General features: G+C 70.6%; 19 protein-coding genes, 1 tRNA gene and 1 pseudogene. 10 read left to right on the top strand and 11 right to left on the bottom strand.

Translation table 11 applies throughout. The features are described 5' to 3' along the window. Positions 1-8: 8 nt before the first annotated feature. Positions 9-788: a phosphate ABC transporter ATP-binding protein PstB gene (gene pstB / locus BM287_RS14675; protein WP_090040864.1), complete on the top strand. Its 780-nt coding sequence runs from the start codon at positions 9-11 to the stop codon at positions 786-788. A 313-nt stretch (positions 789-1,101) separates the two neighbouring features. Here the strand turns inward: pstB and BM287_RS14670 are convergent, their stop codons facing one another. Continuing rightward, the gene (locus BM287_RS14670) at positions 1,102-1,731 is read right to left on the bottom strand and encodes a DNA-directed RNA polymerase subunit beta (RefSeq protein ID WP_090040867.1); all 630 of its coding nucleotides are present in this window, start codon (positions 1,729-1,731) and stop codon (positions 1,102-1,104) included. 56 nt (positions 1,732-1,787) lie between these two features. Here BM287_RS14670 and BM287_RS14665 point away from each other — a divergent pair. Beyond that, a tRNA-Lys gene (locus BM287_RS14665) sits at positions 1,788-1,860 on the top strand. A 1,135-nt stretch (positions 1,861-2,995) separates the two neighbouring features. After that, positions 2,996-3,670 carry a hypothetical protein gene (locus BM287_RS14655; protein ID WP_090040871.1) on the top strand — a complete coding sequence of 225 codons (675 nt, stop codon included), beginning with the start codon at positions 2,996-2,998 and terminating at the stop codon, positions 3,668-3,670. A 132-nt stretch (positions 3,671-3,802) separates the two neighbouring features. Here the strand turns inward: BM287_RS14655 and BM287_RS14650 are convergent, their stop codons facing one another. Both BM287_RS14650 and BM287_RS14645 read right to left on the bottom strand, forming a co-directional pair. Further along, positions 3,803-4,420, bottom strand: a complete 618-nt coding sequence (locus BM287_RS14650; RefSeq protein WP_090040873.1) for a DUF4232 domain-containing protein — start codon at positions 4,418-4,420, stop codon at positions 3,803-3,805. 153 nt (positions 4,421-4,573) lie between these two features. After that, complete coding sequence (locus BM287_RS14645; RefSeq protein WP_244528333.1) at positions 4,574-5,146, bottom strand: TetR/AcrR family transcriptional regulator; 573 nt, start codon at positions 5,144-5,146, stop codon at positions 4,574-4,576. A 90-nt stretch (positions 5,147-5,236) separates the two neighbouring features. On the opposite strand from BM287_RS14645, the gene BM287_RS14640 reads away from it, so the two are divergent. Next, positions 5,237-5,941, top strand: a complete 705-nt coding sequence (locus tag BM287_RS14640; RefSeq protein WP_090040877.1) for an SDR family oxidoreductase — start codon at positions 5,237-5,239, stop codon at positions 5,939-5,941. On the opposite strand, the gene BM287_RS14635 is transcribed toward BM287_RS14640, so the two are convergent. Both BM287_RS14635 and BM287_RS14630 read right to left on the bottom strand, forming a co-directional pair. Next, positions 5,920-6,855: an aldose 1-epimerase family protein gene (locus tag BM287_RS14635; RefSeq protein WP_090040878.1), complete on the bottom strand. Its 936-nt coding sequence runs from the start codon at positions 6,853-6,855 to the stop codon at positions 5,920-5,922. The genes BM287_RS14640 and BM287_RS14635 overlap by 22 nt on opposite strands. A 16-nt stretch (positions 6,856-6,871) precedes the next feature. Continuing rightward, positions 6,872-7,657, bottom strand: coding sequence for a DeoR/GlpR family DNA-binding transcription regulator (locus tag BM287_RS14630; protein WP_090040881.1), 786 nt, complete (start codon positions 7,655-7,657; stop codon positions 6,872-6,874). Between the two features lie 82 nt (positions 7,658-7,739). Here BM287_RS14630 and galT point away from each other — a divergent pair. The 3 genes and pseudogenes from galT to BM287_RS14615 all read left to right on the top strand — a co-directional run. Then, a pseudogene (gene galT / locus BM287_RS14625) lies at positions 7,740-8,837 on the top strand (galactose-1-phosphate uridylyltransferase); the annotation flags it as partial. Positions 8,838-9,037: 200 nt separating this feature from the next. After that, entirely contained in the window at positions 9,038-10,198 is a 1,161-nt protein-coding gene (gene galK, locus BM287_RS14620) for a galactokinase (RefSeq protein WP_090040883.1), read from the top strand. A 507-nt stretch (positions 10,199-10,705) separates the two neighbouring features. Further along, positions 10,706-11,512 carry an MBL fold metallo-hydrolase gene (locus BM287_RS14615; RefSeq protein ID WP_090040885.1) on the top strand — a complete coding sequence of 269 codons (807 nt, stop codon included), beginning with the start codon at positions 10,706-10,708 and terminating at the stop codon, positions 11,510-11,512. A gap of 115 nt (positions 11,513-11,627) precedes the next feature. Here BM287_RS14615 and BM287_RS14610 read toward each other — a convergent pair whose 3' ends face one another. The 6 genes from BM287_RS14610 to BM287_RS14585 form a co-directional block, all read right to left on the bottom strand. Continuing rightward, positions 11,628-12,509 (bottom strand): bifunctional methylenetetrahydrofolate dehydrogenase/methenyltetrahydrofolate cyclohydrolase, encoded by an 882-nt coding sequence (locus BM287_RS14610; RefSeq protein ID WP_090040887.1) that lies wholly within the window; start codon positions 12,507-12,509, stop codon positions 11,628-11,630. Between the two features lie 98 nt (positions 12,510-12,607). Beyond that, positions 12,608-13,933 (bottom strand): serine hydroxymethyltransferase, encoded by a 1,326-nt coding sequence (gene glyA, locus BM287_RS14605; protein WP_090040889.1) that lies wholly within the window; start codon positions 13,931-13,933, stop codon positions 12,608-12,610. Positions 13,934-14,161: 228 nt separating this feature from the next. After that, the gene (locus BM287_RS14600) at positions 14,162-15,403 is read right to left on the bottom strand and encodes a glycosyltransferase family protein (RefSeq protein ID WP_244528329.1); all 1,242 of its coding nucleotides are present in this window, start codon (positions 15,401-15,403) and stop codon (positions 14,162-14,164) included. A 312-nt stretch (positions 15,404-15,715) separates the two neighbouring features. Further along, positions 15,716-16,612, bottom strand: coding sequence for a carbohydrate ABC transporter permease (locus BM287_RS14595; protein WP_090040892.1), 897 nt, complete (start codon positions 16,610-16,612; stop codon positions 15,716-15,718). Continuing rightward, entirely contained in the window at positions 16,609-17,565 is a 957-nt protein-coding gene (locus tag BM287_RS14590) for a carbohydrate ABC transporter permease (protein WP_090040894.1), read from the bottom strand. The genes BM287_RS14595 and BM287_RS14590 overlap by 4 nt, the downstream gene beginning before the upstream one ends. 21 nt (positions 17,566-17,586) lie before the next feature. Then, a complete protein-coding gene (locus BM287_RS14585) occupies positions 17,587-18,828 on the bottom strand; it encodes an extracellular solute-binding protein (RefSeq protein WP_090040896.1) in 1,242 nt (413 codons plus the stop codon). A 359-nt stretch (positions 18,829-19,187) separates the two neighbouring features. Between BM287_RS14585 and BM287_RS14580 the strand changes: the two genes are divergently transcribed. Genes BM287_RS14580 through BM287_RS14570 form a run of 3 tightly spaced genes read left to right on the top strand, consistent with a single transcriptional unit; the run spans position 19,188 to position 21,990 of the window. Further along, positions 19,188-20,081 carry an SIS domain-containing protein gene (locus BM287_RS14580; RefSeq protein WP_090040962.1) on the top strand — a complete coding sequence of 298 codons (894 nt, stop codon included), beginning with the start codon at positions 19,188-19,190 and terminating at the stop codon, positions 20,079-20,081. Further along, positions 20,081-21,082 carry an ROK family protein gene (locus BM287_RS14575; RefSeq protein ID WP_090040898.1) on the top strand — a complete coding sequence of 334 codons (1,002 nt, stop codon included), beginning with the start codon at positions 20,081-20,083 and terminating at the stop codon, positions 21,080-21,082. The genes BM287_RS14580 and BM287_RS14575 overlap by 1 nt, the downstream gene beginning before the upstream one ends. Next, a complete protein-coding gene (locus BM287_RS14570; protein ID WP_090040900.1) occupies positions 21,079-21,990 on the top strand; it encodes a 1-phosphofructokinase family hexose kinase in 912 nt (303 codons plus the stop codon). Before BM287_RS14575 ends, BM287_RS14570 begins: the two co-directional genes overlap by 4 nt. Positions 21,991-22,007 lie beyond the last annotated feature (17 nt).

The following is a 22,007-nucleotide window of genomic DNA, read 5'->3' as shown; positions in this document are numbered from 1 at the left end:
AGGAAACCATGTCCAAGCGCATCGAAGTCAACGACCTCAACGTCTACTACAGCGCCTTCCGCGCGGTGGAGGGCGTGTCGCTCACCATCGAGCCCCGCACCGTCACCGCCTTCATCGGGCCGTCCGGCTGCGGCAAGTCGACGTTCCTCCGCACGCTGAACCGGATGCACGAAGTCATCCCCGGCGCGTACGTCGAGGGCGAGGTCCTCATCGACGGCAACAACCTGTACGGCGCGGGCGTGGACCCGGTCCTGGTGCGTCGCCAGGTGGGCATGGTGTTCCAGCGCCCGAATCCGTTCCCGACCATGAGCATCCGCGACAACGTGCTGGCCGGTGTGAAGCTGAACAACCGCCGGATGTCGAAGGGCGAGTCGGACGAGCTGGTCGAGCGGTCGCTGCGGGGCGCGAACCTGTGGAACGAGGTCAAGGACCGCCTCAACCTGCCCGGCTCCGGCCTCTCGGGCGGGCAGCAGCAGCGCCTCTGCATCGCACGCGCGATCGCCGTCTCGCCCGATGTGCTGCTGATGGACGAGCCGTGCTCGGCCCTCGACCCGATCTCGACGCTCGCGATCGAGGACCTCATCGAGGAGCTGAAGAACGAGTACACGATCGTGATCGTGACCCACAACATGCAGCAGGCTTCGCGGGTCTCCGACCGCACCGCATTCTTCAACATCGCGGGCACCGGCAAGCCCGGCAAGCTGATCGAGTACAACGACACGAACCTGATCTTCTCGAACCCGACCGAGCAGGCCACCGAGGACTACGTCTCCGGCCGCTTCGGCTGATCCATCCGGGAGGTCGCACTTTCTGGGCACAGAAATGCCGGGCCGCAGAACGCCTCTCGGCGCGAGGCCGCTCGAAGCGGCTAGTTTTGGAGCCCGGGGTTACTGCGGCCCGGCGGATTCCAGTGTACAGGAGCGTCTCCCGCGGGTCTCGGCGTGGCGTTCGCAGCCAGAGAACGTGGATGCGGCTGAGCCGGGTCCGACGGCGGTGCGACTCACGGCATCCCGCGGCTGACGGCATCCCGCGGCTCAGTGCATCCCGCGGCATCCCGCGACTCACTGCATCCCGCGGCTCACGGCATCCCGATCCGGAACCTCAGTCGAGCGAATCCGACCGCCACAGCCGTGCGCACACCGTGAGCTCCTCGGCCGTGCGGGTGAAACGCAGGGCACGGGTCGTCAGCTCGCTCGCGCGATCCGGGTCGACCGCGTCCCGGTCGTCGGCCACGGACGCCGCGCCGGATGCCGCCACCCGGCAGAAAGCGGCGGCCCGGTCCAGGGCGACCGCGAAATCCCCCTCGAACAGCCCGCGGAGGATGCGGTCGGCGAGTTCCGTGATCTCCGCCGGGCCCGTCGGGTTGGGCGCCCCGGCGACGACGACGTCGATGGACGCCAGCCCTTCGCTGCCCCGCTGGTACAGGTACGCCGTGCCCTCCGCATCCTGTCGGATGAGCAGTCGCAGCAGGTAGATGCGCCACAGGGCGCCCGGCAGGCTCTTGGCGTTCGACCGGGACCACAGCTCGGCGAGCGCATCGATGCCGTGCGCATCGGTGAAGGCGACCAGCCGGTCCACCACCTCCGGGTCCGGATCGGCTCGCACGCGTGCCAGCAGCGCCTGTGCGGTCTCATGGGCGACCCTGCTGATCTGGGCAGGGTCCTCCCCTCCGAGGAACGCCTCGAACATTCCGCTCGTGAACAGCGTGGGCTTGTGGAACCGGTCCGGCATCCCTCCATTCTGCCCCCGCCACGGGGACGGGTGAATCCACGCTAGATTGGTGGTGAGGGCCTGTAGCTCAGTTGGCAGAGCATCGGACTTTTAATCCGCGGGTCGTGGGTTCGAGCCCCACCGGGCCCACCCTTACAGTCATTGGGATCCCCGGGGTTCGCCGGGGCGCCGGGGATCGCCGGGGCGAAGCAGACCTGCACGCTCGGCGTCTGCCACTTGGGCAGGATAGGCGCGCCGTCAGTCCCCAGCCGCTAGTCCGGCAAGCTTCAGGAGCTTCGGTGTCAACGCGACTCCGAGACGGAATGTGGTTCCGTTCGATGCGGTCCTGCAACCGGATAGCTCGACGGTCAGTTCGCTGCGGGCTGTCCGACTCCAGAAGGCGAAATGGGCGGACTCGCCGTCGTCCATCGGGCAGTTGATCGGCCCCGTGTTGTATGTACCCGCGTGATCCAGGAAAGACGCCAACTCGGCGGCATCCTTCGCGCTGTACACAGCGGCGCTCGACACGAGCGACTCGGACTGCTGCATGCTGCCGTAGTGACACACCAGGACGCCGGTCGGCCTGATCGGCACCAACTGGGAGTGAGCACCCGGGAGCGTCGACGCGGTCAATTTCGACACGGGTCGGGCCGGACACGACGCCGCCTCCCCTGCAGGGTGGGAAGCAACCGGTGCAGAAGGCGCTGACGGGGTGCACCCGGCAAGTGCCAGCGCGCATGCGGCAGCAGCGACCAGGACCCCGGACCGCCGCATCGCCGCCATAGGAACACGATAGACCTCCCGTGCTGTCCGGCGGGGAGATTCGTGACACCCCCTCCGCCGCCCGGACCGGGCGTGCGCACGAGGGTCGCGGGCCGGCGACTGCTGCGGTTTGGAACGTTTGCGGGTGCTCGCGCACGCGCAGTTGTACCGAGCCGCCGCATTCGCGTCGAGAGTGACGCTCGGAGGTCGGCCTCTACGCCGGAGCAGCGGTGCCGCAGGCGTTACGTGCACGGTGAGCGGGCGGCCCGCCGCGGCCCGCCGCCCGCCGCGGCCCGCGGCCCGCGGCGGCATGCGGCATGCGGCATGCGGCGGCCCGCGGCCTGCGGTCACGCGTCCGTCGGCGGCCAAGCGGGTGACTGCTGCGATTCGGTACGTTTGCCGGTGCTCGCCCACCCGCAGACGTAACGAATTGCCGCATTCGCGGCCGAGCCGGCACCAAGCTCGGCGGCGACGCGTCGGCAAACCTTGGCCGGAAGCCTCCCTCGGAGAGGCCGGATACGACATGCTGGATGGCGTGGAGCCCCAGGTAGACGAGCCCGCCGCCCATGCCGGCATCGACGGCGTCCCGCGCGCCGACCCGCGCGGCGTCCCGCGCGCCGACCCGCGCGCCGACCCGTGCGGCGCCCTCCGCGGCGCCGCCGCCGCGGAGGAGGATGCGCCGACGCGCGGATGGCCGGAGCGCGAGGCGAGAGGTGGGAACGGTCGCAGCGCGTCTGCGACGCCCGGCGGCGTCGACCTGTGGTGGTGGCTCGGTGCTCTCGCGCTGGGGTGCCTCGCCGCCATCCTGATCCTGGCGACGGCCCTGCACACCGAGTTTCCGTTGTTCTCGGAGGCGTCCGCCGCCCGGGGACGCGACTGTGCGACGATCCGCAGCGCGCGCCACGCCCTCGAGCCCGCCCTGGAGCTGCAGCTCGACGCGCTCGCAGCGCATCCCGTCGAGGCGGGTTCCGGCATCCGGCATGCGGTGGATGCGTTCCGCGCCTCCACCGCGGACATTGCGACTCCGGCCGTGTCCGGCGCCCTCTCGCCGGTCCAAGGCGACCTCGAACGGCTCGCCGACGCCGTCGACGGCGCGGCGATGGTCGACGACCCGGTTCACGCCGTTCAGTCGGCGCGTGACGCCATGGCGGATCTGCAGGACTCCTGGGGAGGCGCGCTCGCGCGCGTGTGCGCCTAGCGCCTGCCTAGCGCCTGCCTAGCGCCTGCGCCTAGCGTCCGCGCCGCGCCGCGCCCGAGCCCGAGCCCGAGCGCGAGCGCCTAGCGCCTCCGCCGTAGCGTCCGCGCCGCGCCCGCGCCCGAGCCCGCAGCGTCAGCCGGCGACGAACGCCCCGACGGTGAGCAGCGAGACGGATTCGGAGGTGCAGGCGGTCACGCCGGTGTCCTTGATGAAGAGCGACTCCGTCGATCCGGGCGGGTACACCCGGAAGCCGTCCGCCGGCTTCGGCTTGCACTCGGACTCGGAGTAGTTGAGCGCCTGCACGATCCGCAGCGGCGCCTGGGCTGTGCCTCCCGGCTGGAGCACGACGGTGGGATGCGGCTTGCTCCGGTCGAGCTGTGCCGCCGCTCCCAGCTGGGTGCCGTTCCCGTCGCCGACGAAGGAGACGCCGGGCCAGCCCTGAAGGGAGCACTCGGTGGAGCCGTTGTTGGTGAGGACGATGCTGACCTCGACGCTTCCCGCCGCTCCCCCGCCGCCCTGCCCGATGACGCCGCTGAGCGTGCCGGTGTCGCACTGCCCGTTGATCGGGACCGCGGTGGTCGTGCCGGTGGGCCGCGGCGTGGCCGATGGCGAGTCCGAGGACGAGGACGAGGCGGACGCACTGTCCGTCGTCGGCGCCGAGTCCGGCGTGGTGCAGCCGGCCAGCACGAACGCCAGCGTGAGAGCGACAAGAGCGGAGCCCGCGAAGCGCGGAGCAGGGATGCCAGTCATGTGGCCATTCAACCGGTGTCGACAGGGAAGCGCCTGCGACTCGCCGGACGGCCGCCGGACGGCCGCCGGACCGCCGGCGGACGGCCGCCGGACCGCCGGCGGACGGCCGCCGGACGGCCGCCGGTACGGAAGCGGTGCCGGGCTCTCGTGCGACTAGCGGGTAGCGGCGTCGAACAGTTGCTCGCCGGCGAGGCGGGCGGCGTCGGGCGTGCCGCCGCGCACGGCGGCGCTCGCGGAGGCGCCGTCGAACAGCAGCGTCAGCTGCTCGGCGAGGAGGCGCGGCCGGCGGGCGCCGGCCGCAACGGCCTGCCGCTCGAAGTACGCCGTCAGCTCGTCCTTGAAGCGCCGGGCGACCACGGCGGCGGGATGTTCCCGGTCGCGCAGTTCGGTGGCCACGTTGACGAAGGGGCAGCCGAAGAAGTCGCCGGCCTCGGCGGCCGTCTGGAGCGCGTCGAACACGTGGAGGGTGCGCTCGCGCGGGGTCTGCTCCTCGTCGTCCGAGAAGTACCCGGCGACCACGCGCGGGCCGTACTCCCGGAGCATCGCGGCGACGATGTCGTCCTTGCCCTCGAAGTGCTGGTAGACGGAGCGCTTGGAGACCTCGGCCTCCTGCGCGAGCCGGTCGACGCCCACCGCGTTGACGCCCTCGCGGATGAACAACCGCGCCGCTGCCGCCAGCACGCGGTCGCGCGGCTTCGGCCGGGGGAGGGTGGACGTCGTGCTCACGCGTCTCATCCTAGAGCCGAGCTTGCAAAAAGTAAACCGATCTGTGTACATTGCAGGTACACCGATCTGTTTACTTTGGAAGGACTCCCCATGACCGACATCACCGGACGTGTCGCCCTCGTCACCGGCGCCAACCGCGGCCTCGGCGCCGCCTTCGTCGCGGAGCTCCTCGAGCGCGGCGCGATCAAGGTCTACGCCGCCGCACGGCGCCCCGAGAGCATCGTCGCGGACGACCCGCGCGTCATCCCCCTGCAGCTGGATGTGACCGACGCCGACAGCATCCGCCGCGCCGCCGCCGTGGCCACCGACGTGACCGTGCTCGTCAACAACGCGGGAATCGCGTCCGACCAGTCGCTCGTGTCCGGCGACCTCGACGTGATCCGGCATGAGTTCGACACCAACTTCTGGGGTCCGGTGCTGATCACCCGCGCCTTCACGCCGGTGCTCGAGGCGAATGGAGGCGGCGCCGTCGTGAACATGCACTCGGCGCTCAGCTGGCTCGGCACCGGCTCGTACAGTGCGACGAAGGCGGCACTCTGGTCCGCGAGCAACTCGGCCCGGGTGGAGCTGGCGGACGCTGGCATCCAGGTGGTCGGCGTCCACGTCGGCTACGTCGACACCGACATGGCCGCACACGCCACCGGCGAGAAGGTGCCGCCGCGCCAGGTCGTGGAGGAGGCGCTGGACGCCGTGGCGGCGGACGAAGCGGAGGCGGTCGTCGGCGACACCGCGCGCTACGTTAAGTCGCACCTCCACGAGGACGTCCGCGCGCTCTACCCCCAGCTGGCCAGGTAGGCCTCCCCGCCGAACCCCTCCGGCCGGATGCCCCAGCTCACCGTCCACGTCTCGCCCGGCTCCAGCCAGCGCAGGCCGCGACCGGAGTTGAGGGCGTCCGCCGGCGCGGTCATCGGCTCGATGGCGAGAGCCACTCCTCCCGGCTTCGTGGCGAAGGATCGGTGGGTGAACACCTGCACGTAGCGGAAGGCCTCGTCCCCCCAGAGCACGAGGCGCCGGCCGTCGTCGGCGGCGAGCACATGCTCCGCCGGTCCGTCCGGCAGGTCGCCGTAACCGGTGTCCAGCTCGAGCTCGCTGAGGCGGCGGCCGCCGGACAGGTCGAACGGCGTGCCCTCGACGGCCGACTCCCCGATGACGTTGCTGCGCTCGTCCGTCTGAAAGCGGGTGCGCGCGGCGACGGTCACCGTCAGCTGCTCGGGCGGCACATCGCCGATGCGGACGTAGGGATGCGCGCCCACCGCGACGGGCGCCGGCACCTCGCCCGCGTTGCTGATCGTGTGGGTGACCTGCAGGCCGTCGGTGTGGAGCTCGTGCGTGACGGCGGTCTCGAGCAGGAACGGATATCCCGGCTCGGGGAAGATGGCAGCAGCCTGCGTCACGGTCGAGTCCGTCCGGTCCACCAGTTCGTAGGGACGGCGGCGCAACAGCCCGTGGATGGCGTTGCCCTTCGCCGGTTCCGTCAGGTCCAGCTGCCGGGGCTCGCCCTCGAACTCCCACCGGCCGTCGGCGACCCGGTTGGGCCACGGCACCAGGACGATGCCGCAGGCCGAGGGCGGCTGCTCCCCGGCGGGATACGGCTCCGTCAGGTCCGATTCCGCGAAGCGGAGCGACCGGATACCGGCCCCCACCTGCACGATCGTGGCGCTGAGGTCGCCGAAGTCGAGTTCGTACTGTTCACCGGTCGCAGGACGCATGGAACCAGGGTAGGCCTCAGGCGACGACCACTGGGAGACCTGCGTCCCGCAATGCCGTCACAGCGGCATGGGGAGCGGATGCGCCCGTGATCAACTCGGCCACCTCATCCACTGCGGCGATCCGCCCCAGGTGCGTTCGGTCGAGTTTGGAGCCGTCGGCCACGACGACCGCGCGCTCCGCCGAGCGGACCATGACGCGTTTCAGGTCGGCCTCCGGCAGGTTCACGTTGGTGATGCCGCCGGTGGGATGCACGCCCGTGCAGCCGATGAACGCCACGTCGGCATGCATGCGTTCCAGCAGCACAGCGGCCAGCGGCTCCACCAGGGAGTGCTGCAGCGGCCGCAGGGTCCCGCCGGTCACCACGACGGCGAAGCGCGGGATGGCGCGCTCGAGCTCCAGGGCGATGGTCAGGCCGTTGGTGATGACGGTCACGTTCTCGAGGTCGTCGCGCTCGACGAGGGCGCGCGCGATGGCGGCCGTCGTCGTGCCCACATCCAGGAGGACACTGCTCCCGGAGGCGACCATGGCGGCAGCGGTCTGACCGATGCGGCGCTTCTCGTCGGCGGACGACTCCAGCGCCTCCTCGAAGCTCGCCTCGCGCATCCCCGCCGTTCGCAGCACGGCCCCACCGTGGATGCGGCGGATGCTCTGCTCGCGATCGAGCGCATCCAGATCGCTGCGGACCGTCACGTCGGAGACCTGGAACGCCTCGCTCAGGTCGGAGACGCGGGCGAAGCCGGCACGGCCGATCAGCTCCAGCATCCGCTCGCGGCGGAGGGCTGCGGGCAGCGGTTCGGTCATAGGCCCATGCTGGAACGCTTGCGAATCCTTGTCAATACGAAAGCTGTTGTCGTATTCTTGCTTTCGGAATCGAAAGGATGGCATGGCCGCGATCACGAAGCGCCCCACTCGTCTCTCCGACGGCCGGGAGCTCATCTACTACGACGACGCCGACACGACGCTGAACGCCGAGCGCAAGCCCGACCTGCGCGAGCCGGCACCGCGACCGGCGACGGCCACCATGCGGCAGGATCCACTCACCGGCGAGTGGGTCTCCATCGCGGCGGCACGGCAGAACCGCGTCATGCTCCCGCCCGCGGAACTCGACCCGCTGGCGCCGGCCACGCCATCCAATCCCTCGGAGATCCCCGATCTCTACGACGTCGCGGTGTTCGAGAACAAGTCGCCGTCGTTCGGTCCGCTGCTGGAGGACGGGAACGCGCCGGAAGGGATCGCGGAGCTCGCGACCGTCGGACTGGGCCGCACGCGGACCTCGGTCGGCCGCTGCGAAGTGGTCTGCTTCAGCCCGGCCACGACCGGCTCGTTCGGGAGCCTCACGCCGTCGCGAGCCCGCACGGTCATCGAAGCCTGGGCCGACCGGACGACGCAGCTCTCCGCGCTGCCCGGCGTGCAGCAGGTCTTCCCGTTCGAGAACCGCGGGGAGGCGATCGGCGTCACGCTGCACCACCCGCACGGCCAGATCTACGCCTACCCGTACATCACGCCGCGGACCGCGGCACTCCTGCGCTCGCTGGACTCCTACGGACCCACGCTCTTCGCCGACATCCTGGAGCGAGAGCGCGCGTCCGGGCGCGTGGTGCTCGCGGGTGAGCACTGGACCGCATTCGTGCCCTTCGCGGCACGCTGGCCCATCGAGATCCACGTGCTGCCCCACCGGCACGTCGCCGACCTCGCCGAGACGAACGCGGCGGAGCGCGACGAGCTCGCGACACTGTACCTGCGGGTGCTGCGCGGCGTGGATGCGCTCTACGACTCCCCCACCCCGTACATCGCGGCGTGGCACCAGGCTCCGGTCGGGGTCCGGAGGGACGAGATCCGGCTGATGCTGCAGCTGACGTCGCCGCGGCGCGGCGCGGATAAGCTGAAGTTCCTGGCCGGCTCGGAGGCCGCCATGGGTGCGTGGATCGGCGATGTCCCGCCGGAGCAGGCGGCCGCGGCCCTCCGCGAGGCGATCGCCCGCGCCGATGAGGCGGACCCCGTCGGCGCGCTCCCGGTCGAGGTGACCGGGCTCGTCACCGCGGCGGCGGGCGCGCCGGCCGGCTCGGCCGAGGCGACCGCATCCGGCGCGACCGCATCCACGGGCGCCGCATCCACGGGCGCCGCATCCGGCGGCGCATCCACTCCCGACACGAACACCGCCAACGACCGAGAGGCTGACCGATGACCGACCTGCGAACGGGAATCCGCGACGACTTCATCCAGACCTTCGGCCGCGAACCCGACGGCATCTGGTCGGCGCCGGGGCGCGTGAACCTGATCGGCGAGCACACGGACTACAACCTGGGGTTCGTGCTGCCGTTCGCCATCAACCGCCGGACGCTCGCGGCGATCGGCGTCCGCGACGACCGCGTCCTGCGCGTCGGCAGCACGTTCGCGGACGAACTGGTGGAGGTCGCCATCGACGACCTCTCGCCCGAGATCCTGAGCGGCTGGGCCGCGTATCCCCTGGGCGTCGCCTGGGCGATGAGCGAGTTCGGGGTCGACCTCGCCGCCGTGCCCGGCATGGACATCCTCCTCGACTCCAACGTGCCGGTCGGCGCCGGCTTGTCGTCGTCCGCGGCGATCGAGAGCGCCGTCGGTCTCGCACTCGACGAGCTCTGGAGGCTAGGACTCGACCGGCGCACGCTCGCACGCGTCGGGCAGCGCGCGGAGAACGTCGCGGCCGGCGCACCCACCGGGATCATGGACCAGTCCGCATCCCTCCTCGGCGAGCCGGACGCCGCCGTGTTCCTGGACTGCCGCTCGCTCGAGTCGGAGGTCGTCCCGCTCGGCCTCGAAGCCGCCGGGCTCGAGATCCTCATCATCAACACGGGCGTCACGCATGCGCACGCGGACGGCGGGTACGCCGAGCGCAGGGCGTCCTGCGAAGAGGGGGCGCGCATCCTCGGAGTGGAGTCCCTCCGGGATGTCTCGCTCGCCGACCTCGACCGGGCGCGCGAGCTGCTCGACGACGTGACCTTCCGCCGGGTGCGCCACGTCGTCACCGAGGACCAGCGCGTGCTCGACACCGTGCGGACGCTGCGCGAGCAGGGACCGGCCGCGATCGGGGAACTGCTGGACGCATCCCATGTCTCGATGCGCGACGACTTCGAGATCTCGGTGCCGGAGCTCGACCTCGCGGTCGAGACGGCGCAGGCGAACGGCGCGATCGGCGCGCGGATGACCGGCGGCGGCTTCGGCGGCTCGGCCATCGCGCTGGTGCCGTCCGACGCCCTCAGCCGCGTGCTCGTGGCGCTCGACGGCGCGTTCGCCGAGCACGGCTTCGGGCAGCCGGAGCTGTTCACCGTGCGCCCCTCCGAGGGCGCCCGCCGCGAGTCCTGACGCGTCCCGCTCGTTCCGCCCTCCGCGCCTCCGCGCCTCCGCCGCTCCCCGCTCCGCCGCTCCCCGCTCCGCCCCTCCCCGGCTCCGCCCCTCGCCGCGAGGTGCTCGTAGGTGCACCGCCCCACGGCGTGTCGTCTGCAAGAACGAGCACCTCGCGCATCCGCACTCCACCGTACGCCCTCCGCCTCCCCCTCCCGCTCCTCCGCCTCCGCCTCCCCGCGCTCCGCCCCTCCGCGCTCCGCCCCTCCCCCGCGAAGTGCTCGCAGGTGCAGCGCCCCACGGCGTGTCGCCTGCAACAACGAGCACCTCGGGCATCGGCCCTCCCCCCTCCACTCCCCTGCTTCGCGCCTCCCCCCTCCCCCCCTCCCCCCTCCGCGCCTCCCGCCTCCCCGCGAAGTGCTCGTTGTTGCAGCGCCCCGCGGCGTGTCGCCTGCAACAAGGAGCACTTCGCGGGCAGAGGGCGGGCGCGTTCACCCGGGCGTTACCGGAGGCGGGCAGACTGGGAGGGTGAGCGGACAGGGAGCGCGGGAGCCGGAGGTGACCTGGCTCGACCCGGACACCGTCCAGCTGCGGCAGCCGAAGGCGTCGCACTGGGAGGCGCCCTTCCTCTACCTGCTGTTCGGGCGGGAGCGGGCCCTCCTGATCGACACCGGCGCGACCTCCGATGAGGGGCAGTTTCCACTGCGCGCGGCGATCGATCGGCTGATCGCCGAGTGGCTGCGCCGCAACCCGGTCGTCTTCGTCCGTCCGTATCCCCTGGTCGTCGCCCATTCGCACGCTCACGGCGACCACATCGCCGGTGACCCGCTGCTGCGCGACCGGCCCGGCACGACCGTCGTCGGGACGAGTCCCGCCGAGGTGATCGGGTTCTTCGGCTTCCGGTCCTGGCCGGAGGAGACGGTCGCCTTCGACCTCGGGCGTCGTGTGATCGACGTGATCGGGGGACCCGGCCACGAGCCGTCGGCGGTCGTGTTCTTCGACCGGAGGACGGGCATCCTGTTCACCGGGGACACCGTCCTCCCGGCGCGACTGTACGTTCGGGACCTGCCGCAGTTCCGCGCGACGATCGAGCGGCTGATCCGCTTCCGGGACGACCCTCCGGCGCCGGTGCGGGAGGTGCGCGGCGCACACATCGAGATGTCGTCGACGCCTGGCGAGGACTATCCCGCCGGGACCGTCGACCAGCCGGATGAGGCGCCGCTTCCGCTGCGCCCCGGCGTCCTCGACCGCGTGCTCTCCGCCCTCGACGACCTGCGCGGTGAGCCGGGCGAGCGCATCGTCCGCAAGCGCTTCATCCTCGTCCTCGACCGCTGACCCACCCCACCCCGCCCTCAGCCCCACCATCGAGTCCGCAGAGACTGCACGCGATACGCCGCCGCACCGTGCAATCTCTGCGGACTCGACGGTGGGGCTGGGGCGGGGGGCTGGGTCAGGAGAGGCGGCGCTCGGCGGTCTCGACGACGTTCTGCAGCAGGAGGGCGCGGGTCATCGGTCCGACGCCGCCCGGGTTCGGCGAGATCCATCCGGCGACCTCGGCGACCTCGGGCGACACGTCGCCGGCGACGACGCTCCTGCCGGTGAGCGGATCCTCCACCCGGCTCACGCCGACGTCGAGCACCACCGCGCCCGGCTTGACGTCGGCGGCGGTCACCAGGCCCGCCACTCCGGCCGCCGCCACGATGACGTCCGCCCGGCGGAGGTGCTCGCCGAGGTACCGCGTGCCGGTGTGGGTCAGCGTCACCGTCGCGTTGAACTCGCGGCGGGTGAGGAGGGAGCCGATGGCGCGCCCGACGGTGACGCCGCGGCCGACGACGACCACATCCGCGCCGCGGAGGTCGATGTCGTGACGCAGCATCAGCTCGATGATGCCGCGCGGCGTGCACGGCAGCGGCGAGGTGATCGGGCGGCCCACGTTGAGCATCAGCCGGCCGAGGTTCGTGGGGTGCAGGCCGTCCGCATCCTTCGCCGGGTCGACCAGTTCGAGGATGGCGTCGGTGTCGAGGTGCGCCGGCAGCGGGAGCTGCACGATGAAGCCGGTGCAGTCCGGGTCGGCGTTGAGCTCCTCGACGACGGCCTCGAGCTCGGCCTGCGAGGTCTCGGCCGGCAGGTCGCGGCGGATGGAGGCGATGCCGACCTCTGCGCAGTCGCGGTGCTTGCCGGCGACGTACCACTGCGAGCCCGGGTCATCGCCGACGAGGATGGTGCCCAGACCCGGGACGATCCCCCGCGCACGCAGGGCATCCACCCGCTCCTTCAGCTCGGCTTTGATCGCGGCGGCCGTCGCCTTCCCATCCAGAATCCGTGCCGTCACGCGTCGTTCCTCTCGTGCGAGCCGACGGTTCCCGAGGTCTTCGAGCGGATCCGCGTGGACTGCTCGAAGAACTCGGGAACCGAAGGCGCAGGGATGGGTCAGATCGAGGAGGGCAGCTCGACGGGGAAGGCGTCCTGACCCGAGGGGGTCAGGCCCGGGTAGAGCGGGAAGGCCGCCGTGAGCGCGTCCACGCGGGCGCGGAGGGCGCGCGTGTCGGCACCGGGACGGAGCGCGAGCGCGATGATGTCGGCCACCTCGGTGAACTCGGTGTCGCCGAAACCGCGCGTCGCGAGCGCCGGGGTGCCGATGCGCAGGCCGGAGGTCACCATCGGCGGGCGCGGGTCGAACGGGACCGCGTTGCGGTTCACCGTGATCCCGACCTCGTGCAGCACGTCCTCCGCCTGCTGACCGTCGAGCTCCGAGGTACGGAGGTCGGCGAGCACCAGGTGGACGTCCGTGCCGCCGGTGAGCACATCCACACCGGCCGCCCGCGAGTCCTCGGCGGTGAGCCGCGAGGCGAGCAGCTGGGCGCCGCGGATGGTGCGCGCCTGGCGGTCCTTGAACTCCTCGGTCGCCGCCAGCTTGAACGCGGTGGCCTTCGCAGCGATCACGTGCATGAGCGGGCCGCCCTGCTGGCCGGGGAAGACGTTCGAGTTGAGCTTCTTCGCCAGCTCCGTGTCCCGGCTGACGATGAAGCCGGAGCGCGGGCCGCCGATGGTCTTGTGCACTGTGGAGCTGACGACGTCCGCGTACGGGACGGGCGAGGGATGCAGCCCAGCGGCGACGAGACCGGCGAAGTGCGCCATGTCGACCCAGAGCTTCGCGCCCACCTCGTCCGCGATCTCGCGGAACGCCGCGAAGTCGAGCTGACGGGGGTAGGCGGACCAGCCGGCGATGATCACGCGCGGCTTGTGCTCGATCGCCTTGTCGCGCACGACGTTCATGTCGACGAGGAAGGTCTCCGGGTCGACGCCGTAGGACACGGCGTTGTAGAGCTTCCCGGAGAAGTTGAGCTTCATGCCGTGGGTGAGGTGCCCACCGTGGGCGAGCTCCAGGCCCAGGATGGTGTCGCCGGGCGTCGCGATCGCCGACAGCACCGCCGCGTTCGCGGAGGCTCCGGAGTGCGGCTGCACGTTCGCGTACTCGGCGCCGAAGAGGGCCTTCGCCCGGTCGATCGCCAGCTGCTCGGCGATGTCGACGTACTCGCAGCCGCCGTAGTAGCGGCGGCCGGGGTAGCCTTCCGCGTACTTGTTGGTGAGCACCGAGCCGACCGCTTCGAGCACGGCACGCGGCACGAAGTTCTCGGAGGCGATCATCTCGAGGTAGTCGCGCTGGCGACCGAGCTCGAGCTGCAGCACCTCCGCGATCTCGGGGTCGACTTCCGCGAGTGGTGCGGTGAACGTCGAGGGGAGGGTATCGGTCATTGCCGGCTCCTTCGTACAGGGATGGACCAATTCGTAGCGACCCAGGCGCGCGGCCGCATCCATCCGTGTTTCGAGGTACCGTGTCGCTCCCCGATGGTGACCATCTGAGCGCCAGTCGCGACGGGCCAAGCATAGCAAAGCACAGGGTGCGCGTAACCCGTGCGGCCGGTCGGCCGCCTCCGCCGACGACGGCTCACGGACGCCGGGGGCTCACGGATGTCCGCCGGCTCACGGATACCCGACGAACCACAGCAGCACGATCGCGACCGGCTGGAGCGCGACGCACGCGATCAGCGCGGCCTTCCGCGCACGCCGGTGACGGGTGAGCCCGCGCGCTCCCGCCAGCGGCGAGAGCGGCAGGAGCAGCCGGAACGTGCTCTGCTGCGGCAGGAACACCGCGAACAGATAGAGCCCGTAGCTGGCCGCGTAGGCGACCAGCTCCGTCCCGAGCGCACGGATGGATGGCCGGGTGATCACCCACGCGTAGCCGGCGATGATCGAGATGACGATGAGCGCGCCGAGGATGCTGAGGTACCGCCAGCTGAGCAGGAACCACGGTGTCAGGGGGATGAAGGCGACCTTGCCGATGAACCCGGTCCACCAGGACAGCTCGGTGCTGATGTACGCGTCGCCCGTGCCGGTGACGGCCGCGGCGATGATCGGCCAGGACAGGCCGGCGACGGCCGTGAGTGCCCCGGTGAGGACGATCGCGAGCCGCTCGCGCGGCCGGAACCCGTCGCCTCCGCGCCGGGCGTTGATGGTGCGAACGAGCAGCACGATGAAGAGGGCCAGCGGCAGGGCCAGCGCGCCCGGCCGGGTGAAGGCCGCGGCGACGCCGAACGGCAGCATCAGCCAGTAGCGGCGATGCACCATCGCCAGCAGCGCGGCGAACATCAGGAAGAAGAACATGCTCTCGGCGTAGGCGATCTGCAGCACGAACGAGAGCGGGCCGAAGCAGAAGAACGCCGTCGCCCAGAACGCGCTGGAGACGCCGGCGCGCGCCGCCACCAGCCGGAACAGGACAACGCTCGCCGCGGCGCCGAAGGCCATCGCCACCACGAAGCCGGCCGGATAGAAGCTCAGCCCGGTGAACAGCATGACCACGCGTGCGGCCATCGGGAACAGCGGAAGGAAGGCCCACGGATTCTGCTGCACCGAGCCGTCGCTGTCCAGCGGCAGGGACGTCGGGTAGCCCTGCTCGACGATCTGGCTGTAGTACGCGCCGTCCCACGATCCCGAGAAGGTGAAGAACGTCGGGTCCATCAGGGGACTCGAGTAGTCCCAGTGGCCGAGGTTCGCCGCGACGAACAGCGCCAGCATGAGCGTGGTCGTCAGCAGCCGCGAGACGGCATAGACGACGAGCACGGCCGCCCACCACGGCACCTCGCGCCCGGCGAAGCGCAACCGGCGAGGAACACGCAGCGGGCCCGAGAGGTCCGGCCGCCTGGTGCTCGTCGTCCCCGCTGTCATCGTCCCATCCGGTTGAGTATCGGCTGATCGCCTCTTGGATGGTACCCGTGACCCGGTGGTGCCCGGCAGAGGTTGACTCCGGCCTGAGAAGGTCTTCATCCGGCGCCGCGGCGTCGTTGCGGGCGTCGCCGCTCGCCGCGGCGTCGCGGCGCAGCCGCCGGCGTCCGTCTGCTGCGTTTTGGAACATGTGCGGTCGGGCGAGCAACCGCAGACGTTACAAACCGCAGCACAACGAACCCGGACGGGTTCCGACGGGAGGCGACCGCGTCGCGCCACACGGGCGGCGCCTCCCGGCGAATCCTTCAGGGGTAGCTATTTCACGCTGCCCGCGGTCAGTCCGCCGACCAGTCGCTTCTCGATGAGCATGAAGAGGATCACCACGGGGATGACGGCGACCACGGACACGGCGAACACGTACTGCCAGGCCGCGTCGTACTGGCCGACGAACTTGGTGAGAGCCACGGAGAGCGGCTGGTTGGCGTCCGTCGACAGGATCACCAGGCTGGCCGCGAACTCGTTCCAGGACGCGACGAAGGTGTAGATGATCGCGGTCACGATCCCGGGCCAGACCAGCGGCAGCTGGACCCGGAACAGCACCGTCCACTTGCCCGCGCCGTCCAGCTGGGCGGCCTCGTCGACCTCCTGGGGCACGCCGGAGAAGAAGCTGTGCATGATCCAGATGGCGAACGCCAGGTTGAAGGCCGCGTTCACCAGGATCATCGCCAGCCACGTGTCGTTGATCCCGAGCGCCACCATCTCCTTGAACAGGCCCGTGGCGAGCACCGTGGGCTGCAGCATCTGCGTGACGATCACCAGGAAGAGGAAGACCCCCCGGCCGGGAAAGCGGAACCGCGCGGTGTAGTACGCGGCCGGTACGCACACGACCAGCACCAGGGCCGTCGCGAAGACGGAGATCACGATGGTGGAGATCAGGTTGTACGGCAGCGGCGTCTCGGGCGTCGACCACATCGTGAGGTAGTTCTCGGGATGCCACTGCTCGGGCAGGTAGGTCGGCGGGACGGCGAGGATGTTGTTCCGGCTCTTGAACGAGCCGGTGAGCATGATCAGGTACGGAGCGATGAAGACGAGCGCGATGACGATCCCGGCGATCGTCTTCCCGGCGACGCGCCAGGAGGACCCGGACGCTCGCGGACGCCGGCGCGGCGCCGTCGGAGCGCCGGCGATCAGGGTGGGGGCCGGCGCGGTCACGAGACCTCCTTCATGGGTTTGACGATCCAGAGGTACAGCCCGACGACGACCAGCACGATCAGGAAGTTGATCACGCTGAGCGCGCTGGAGAGGTCGATCCGCTGCTCGTTCTGCAGCAGCTTGAAGACGTAGGTCGTCGTCGTATCGGCCTTGTACCCGGGGATGGATCCGGTCATCAGCTTCAGGATCGGCAGCGAGTTGAACACGTTAATGATGTTGATGAGGGTCGCCAGCGCGATCGCGTTCCGGAGGTTCGGCAGGGTCACGCCGAAGTAGGAGCGGAAGGCGCCCGCTCCATCCACCTTGGCCGCCTCGAGCATGTCGCCCGGGATGCCGGCCAGGCCCGCGAGGATCGTGTACGTCGTGAACGGCAGCGACACGAACACCGCGATGCCGATCGAGGAGATGAACGCCGGGAGCGGCTCCTTGGTGAACCCGAAGGGCTGCGCGAGCAGGTGGAGGTCGACCAGGAACTTGTTGATGATCCCGTAATACGGGTCGAGGCCGTAGACGAACACCGTCGTGGTCATCACGACGCTGGCCGCCCACGGGACGATGATCGCCATCCGTACCCAGCGGCGGCCCGGGAAGTTCTTGTCCAGGAACTGGGCGAGGGCGAGCGAGATCACTACGGTGATGACGACGACCGAGACCACCCAGACGAGCGAGTTGAGGAGGATGCCGGGAAGCTCGGGCCGAGAGAGCACCGTGAGGTAGTTCTGGAGGCCGACGGAGCCGTGGTCGATTCCGGCGAGCGAGATCTTCCGGGTGGAGTTGAAGACCATGTAGCCGGCCGGGAAGAACACGACCCCGAAGATCAGGAGGAGGGCGGGCAGCGTCCACGGCACGGCATGCCAGAGGTCGGCGGCTCCGCCTGTCGAGGAGGGGGACGCCCCGCGGCGGGGACGGCCGGTGGCCGCCCCCGCGCGGGTGGTTTCAGCAGTGCTGGTCATATTCTGGGCTGGTCGCTCGGCTTACTGCCCGCTGGCCTTGGCCTGGATGGACTTCAGCAGGTCGGCGGGGTTGGCTCCCTGTCCGAGCTGACCGATCTGGCTCTGGAGGGCGCCCTGGGCGGCCGACCAGTCGGGGTTCGTCGACGGATAGAACTTGGCGTTCGGCAGCAGGTCGAGGAACGGCTTGATCGACTCGTTCGAGCTCATCGCGTCGGCGCCCGACTTGGTGGTCGGGAGGAAGCCCTCCGCGGTCACCCACTTCGTGTAGACGTCCTTGGAGTAGAAGTAATCCAGGAACTTCTTGATCGACGCGGTCTTGTCGGTCTTGCTCTTGAACGCCATGAGGTGGTCGGCGACGCCGAGCGTGAAGGCCGAGCCGTCCTTGGTCGGGATGGGCGCGATGCCGTACTTCAGGGACGGGTTCTTGTCCTTGAGCTGCCCGACTGTCGGCGGGAGGCCGACCTGCATGCCGAGCTGTCCCTGGATGAAGACGTTCAGCAGCGGGGTGCGGTTCGTGGATCCCGGGTTCGGCTCGGTGTAGCCCTGGTCGATGATCTTCTTCATCTCCGTGGCGCCCTCGATGTTCTGGGGGCTGTCGATGGTCAGCTTCTTGGCGTCGCCGTAGCCTCCGCCCGCTCCGTAGAACCAGACGGCCGTCTCGGCCTGGGCCTCCTCGCTTCCGAGCGGCATGCCGTACGGGGTGACGCCCGCCGCCTTCAGCTTGGCGGCATCCGCCTCGAAGTCGGCCCACGTCTTCGGGGGCTCCGAGATGCCGGCCTTGCTGAAGTCGTCCTTGTTGTAGAACAGGGCTCGCGCGGAGGCGATGAAGGGCAGTCCGTACTGGGTGCCGTCGATGCTCGCGTTCTTCTTGAAGGCGTCCTGGAAGTCGTTCAGCGTCGAGGACGAGACGATGTCCTTGGCCGGGTACAGCAGATCGTCCGCGGCGAATCCGGCGAACGCGTCGATGTTCAGGATGTCCGGCTGCTTCTGCGCCTGGATGCGCGTCTTGATGACGTTGTTGATGTCGGTCCACGACTCGACGTCCAGGTCCACCTTGATGCCGGAGTTCTTGGCCTCGAAGTCCTTGATGATCTGCTGCCATTCGGACTTGGTGTTGTCCGAGTAGCTGGCGACCATCAGGTTGAGCGTCTGTGCGCTTCCGGACGAGCCCCCGGACCCGCCGCTGAAGCCGCAGGAGGCGAGCGTCATGGTGGCGACGGTCGCGGTGGCGATCGCCGCCCCCCAGCGCAGTGACTTCTTCATTGACTTCCTCACTTCTTGAAGGGAAACACGAATCGTCACGGCGATGGTTCCTGCGCGACGATGCGTAGCTGTTGATGTTTAGTGATTTGTTCTTGCTCAAAACAAGCACTTGCACTCATTGATTGATCGAAATCATGGCCTGTCCGCCCCTTCCCGTCAAGGACTAGGCGGAAGATCGTTACCTGCGGTTTACACGGGAGCCCGAGGTTGGCAGGTATTCCGCGGGAAACGATTGAAGCTGCTCACTGGACAGATGCTTCGATCATCCGCAATCATTGGAGTCAGACATTCACGCACCAAGCGACGCACGCGCAGAACAGGAGCGATCAGTGACGCACGCATCCACCACCGGGTCCCACATGGAGGCGGAACTGCGCTCCCAACCGCAGACCTGGGCGATCGCGGCCGGCCTGCGCGAGGAGCAGTCGCTCCTGCCGGCGGCCGGCGAGCGCATCGCCGTCGTGGGCTGCGGGACCTCGTGGTTCATGGCGCAGTCCTACGCGGTCCTGCGTGAGCGCGCCGGGCACGGCGTGACCGACGCCTACGCGGCCTCCGAAGCGTTCGTCGACGCCGACGCTTTCCGCGCCCGGGATTACGACGCGATCGTCGCGATCACCCGCTCGGGCACGACGACCGAGGTCCTCGAGCTGCTCGACGGGCTCCGGTCGGCCGGGAACCGTGCCCGGACGGTCGGGATCGTCGGCGACCCGGACACGCCGCTGGTCGAACTGGTGGACACGGCCATCCGCCTCCCGTTCGCGGACGAGCAGTCGGTGGTGCAGACCCGCTTCGCGACCACTGCCCTGGCGCTCGTGCGCGCCTCGCTCGGGCACGATCTCGCCGCCGCGATCGACCAGGCGGCCGCCGCGGTCGAGGAAGACCTCGACGACGCGCTGATCGACGCCGAGCAGTACGCCTTCCTCGGGACGGGATGGACGGTCGGGCTCGCCCACGAGGCGGCGCTCAAGATGCGCGAGGCGTCCCAGTCGTGGACCGAGTCCTACCCCGCGAAGGAGTACCGGCACGGCCCGATCGCGATCGCCGCCCCGAACCGCGTGACGTGGATGCTCGGCGAGGCGCCCGACGGGCTGTCCGGCGATGTCGCGGCGACCGGAGCGCGCTTCGAGGACCGGCCGATCGACGGGATGGCGGACCTCGTCCGCGCCCAGCGCGTCGCCCTGGCCCGTGCCCGGCGGGCCGGGCTCGATCCCGACCGCCCGCGCAACCTCACCCGATCGGTGATCCTCCCCTGATGAGCACCGAGTCCGTGAATCCGGCGGTGGATGCGGCGGTGACCGCTCCCCCGGCCGTCGCCGGCCCGCTGGGCAGCGGCGCGCCGGTGCTGGCGTTCGACGTCGGCGGCACGGACACGAAGGCCGCGCTCATCGACGACGCCGGCCGCCTGGCCGAGGTCCTGCGCCTCCCGACCCCGCACGACGGACCGGGGACCGGGGATGCGGTGATGCGCACGATCGACGGGATGGCGGCAGGGCTCCGAGCGCAGCATCCCGAGATCGTCCCTCGGGCCGCCGGCCTGCTCGTCCCCGGCCATGTCGACGACGACGCGGGGATCGGCATCTTCGCCGAGAACCTGGGCTGGCACGACTTCCCGTTCCGCGACCGTGCGGAGCAGTCGCTCGGGCTGCCCGTCTCGTTCAGCCACGACGTGCGCGGCGCGGGCGAAGCCGAGCATCGGCTCGGGGCCGCCGCCCCCTTCCGCGATGTCGTGGTCATGGCGATCGGCACCGGGATCGCGGGCGCCGTCTTCCTGGACGGCCGCATCCACACCGGTGGAGGGATGGCCGGCGAGATGGGGCATTCGCGCGTCGCGGACGGCCCGGCGTGCGCCTGTGGCGGGATGGGCTGCCTCGAGGCGGTCGCATCCGCCGCGGCCATCGCCCGCCGCTACAACGCCCTGACGGGAGCGGAGGTGCACGGGGCCCGGGAGGTCCTCGCCCGCGCCGAGGCCGGAGACGATGCCGCGCGCTCCGTGTGGGATTCGGCCGTCGACGCGCTGGCTCTCGACCTCTCGCACACCGTCGCGCTGCTCGCGCCGGAGGCCATCGTGATCGGAGGCGGGCTGGCGCAGGCCGGCCCGGCCCTCTTCGGGCCGCTCGCGGAGAAGCTGGAGCGCATCCTCACCTTCCAGCGGCGTCCCGTGCTGCTCCCCGCCAGCGTCGGCGAGAACGCCGGCGTCATCGGCGCGGGGCTGAGGGCGCGCGACCTGCTCGCGGCTGCGGAGGCGACGTCGTGATCCTGACCGTCACGCCGAATCCCGCGCTCGACCTGACCTACCGGGTCCCCGCCCTGCACCCCGGGGAGACGCACCGCGCCGCTCCCCCGGCCGTCCGAGCGGGCGGCAAGGGCCTCAACGTCGCCCGTGTCATCGCGCAGACCGGCGGGCACCCGTTCGTGCTGACCACGGCGGGAGGACCCTCCGGCGTGCGACTGGCCGACGAGCTGGAGGCGTCACGGCTGCCGGTCGAGCTCATCCCGGTCAGCTCCCCGACCCGGAGCAGCATCGCCATCGTCGACGAGGGCTCCGGGGAGACGACCGTCGTCAACGAGACGGGCGGGCCGCTGAGCGACGCGGAATGGACCGCACTCCGGGATGCCGCCGAGCGGCTCCTCCTTCCCGCGACCTGCGTGGCCGGCTCGGGCAGCCTCCCTCCGGACGCTCCGGAATCCTTCTATGCCGACCTGGTCCGCCGCGCGGCCGGCCACGGCCTCCCGAGCGTGATCGACGCGGTCGGTCCCGCCCTTCGGCTGGCGGCCGAGGCGGGAGCCACCGTCGTGAAGCCGAACCGCCGCGAGCTGGCCGAGACGACGGGACACGACGACCCCGTCGCCGGGGCGCGGGCGCTCCTCGACACGGGCGCCGGGCTGGTGCTCGTGTCGCTCGGTGCGGCGGGGATTCTCGCCGTGCCGCGGGTAGGCGAGCCACTGCACGCGCGCCTTCCCACGCCGCTCAGCGGCAACGCCACCGGCGCGGGGGATGCGGCGGTGGCCGCCGTCGCGTGCCTTCTCGCCGCGGGCGTCGACGACCCGGCCGCGCTGCTGCAGCGCGCGACCGCGTGGTCGGCGGCGGCGGTGCTCGCTCCGCTCGCCGGGGAGGTCCATCCGTCCTACTCCGAACTCGAAAGTCGTCTCGTGACCGGGTGAGGAGGTTGCGCCGATCC

Source organism: Leifsonia sp. CL147, from assembly GCF_900114565.1.
GTDB lineage: Bacteria > Actinomycetota > Actinomycetes > Actinomycetales > Microbacteriaceae > Leifsonia.
The sequence above is the reverse complement of the archived record's forward strand: the minus strand, read 5'-3'. Positions and strand labels throughout refer to the sequence as shown.

Bases quoted from the DNA above. Each gene is read 5' to 3' on its own strand.
- BM287_RS14650 (WP_090040873.1), bottom strand. From the start codon at position 4,420: ATGACTGGCATCCCTGCTCCGCGCTTCGCGGGCTCCGCTCTTGTCGCT.
- BM287_RS14585 (WP_090040896.1), bottom strand. From the start codon at position 18,828: ATGAAGAAGTCACTGCGCTGGGGGGCGGCGATCGCCACCGCGACCGTC.
- BM287_RS14575 (WP_090040898.1), top strand. From the start codon at position 20,081: ATGAGCACCGAGTCCGTGAATCCGGCGGTGGATGCGGCGGTGACCGCT.
- BM287_RS14590 (WP_090040894.1), bottom strand. From the start codon at position 17,565: ATGACCAGCACTGCTGAAACCACCCGCGCGGGGGCGGCCACCGGCCGT.
- BM287_RS14670 (WP_090040867.1), bottom strand. From the start codon at position 1,731: ATGCCGGACCGGTTCCACAAGCCCACGCTGTTCACGAGCGGAATGTTC.
- glyA (WP_090040889.1), bottom strand. From the start codon at position 13,933: ATGACCGATACCCTCCCCTCGACGTTCACCGCACCACTCGCGGAAGTC.
- BM287_RS14580 (WP_090040962.1), top strand. From the start codon at position 19,188: ATGGAGGCGGAACTGCGCTCCCAACCGCAGACCTGGGCGATCGCGGCC.
- BM287_RS14640 (WP_090040877.1), top strand. From the start codon at position 5,237: ATGACCGACATCACCGGACGTGTCGCCCTCGTCACCGGCGCCAACCGC.
- BM287_RS14600 (WP_244528329.1), bottom strand. From the start codon at position 15,403: ATGACAGCGGGGACGACGAGCACCAGGCGGCCGGACCTCTCGGGCCCG.
- galK (WP_090040883.1), top strand. From the start codon at position 9,038: ATGACCGACCTGCGAACGGGAATCCGCGACGACTTCATCCAGACCTTC.
- BM287_RS14630 (WP_090040881.1), bottom strand. From the start codon at position 7,657: ATGACCGAACCGCTGCCCGCAGCCCTCCGCCGCGAGCGGATGCTGGAG.
- BM287_RS14655 (WP_090040871.1), top strand. From the start codon at position 2,996: ATGCTGGATGGCGTGGAGCCCCAGGTAGACGAGCCCGCCGCCCATGCC.
- BM287_RS14635 (WP_090040878.1), bottom strand. From the start codon at position 6,855: ATGCGTCCTGCGACCGGTGAACAGTACGAACTCGACTTCGGCGACCTC.
- pstB (WP_090040864.1), top strand. From the start codon at position 9: ATGTCCAAGCGCATCGAAGTCAACGACCTCAACGTCTACTACAGCGCC.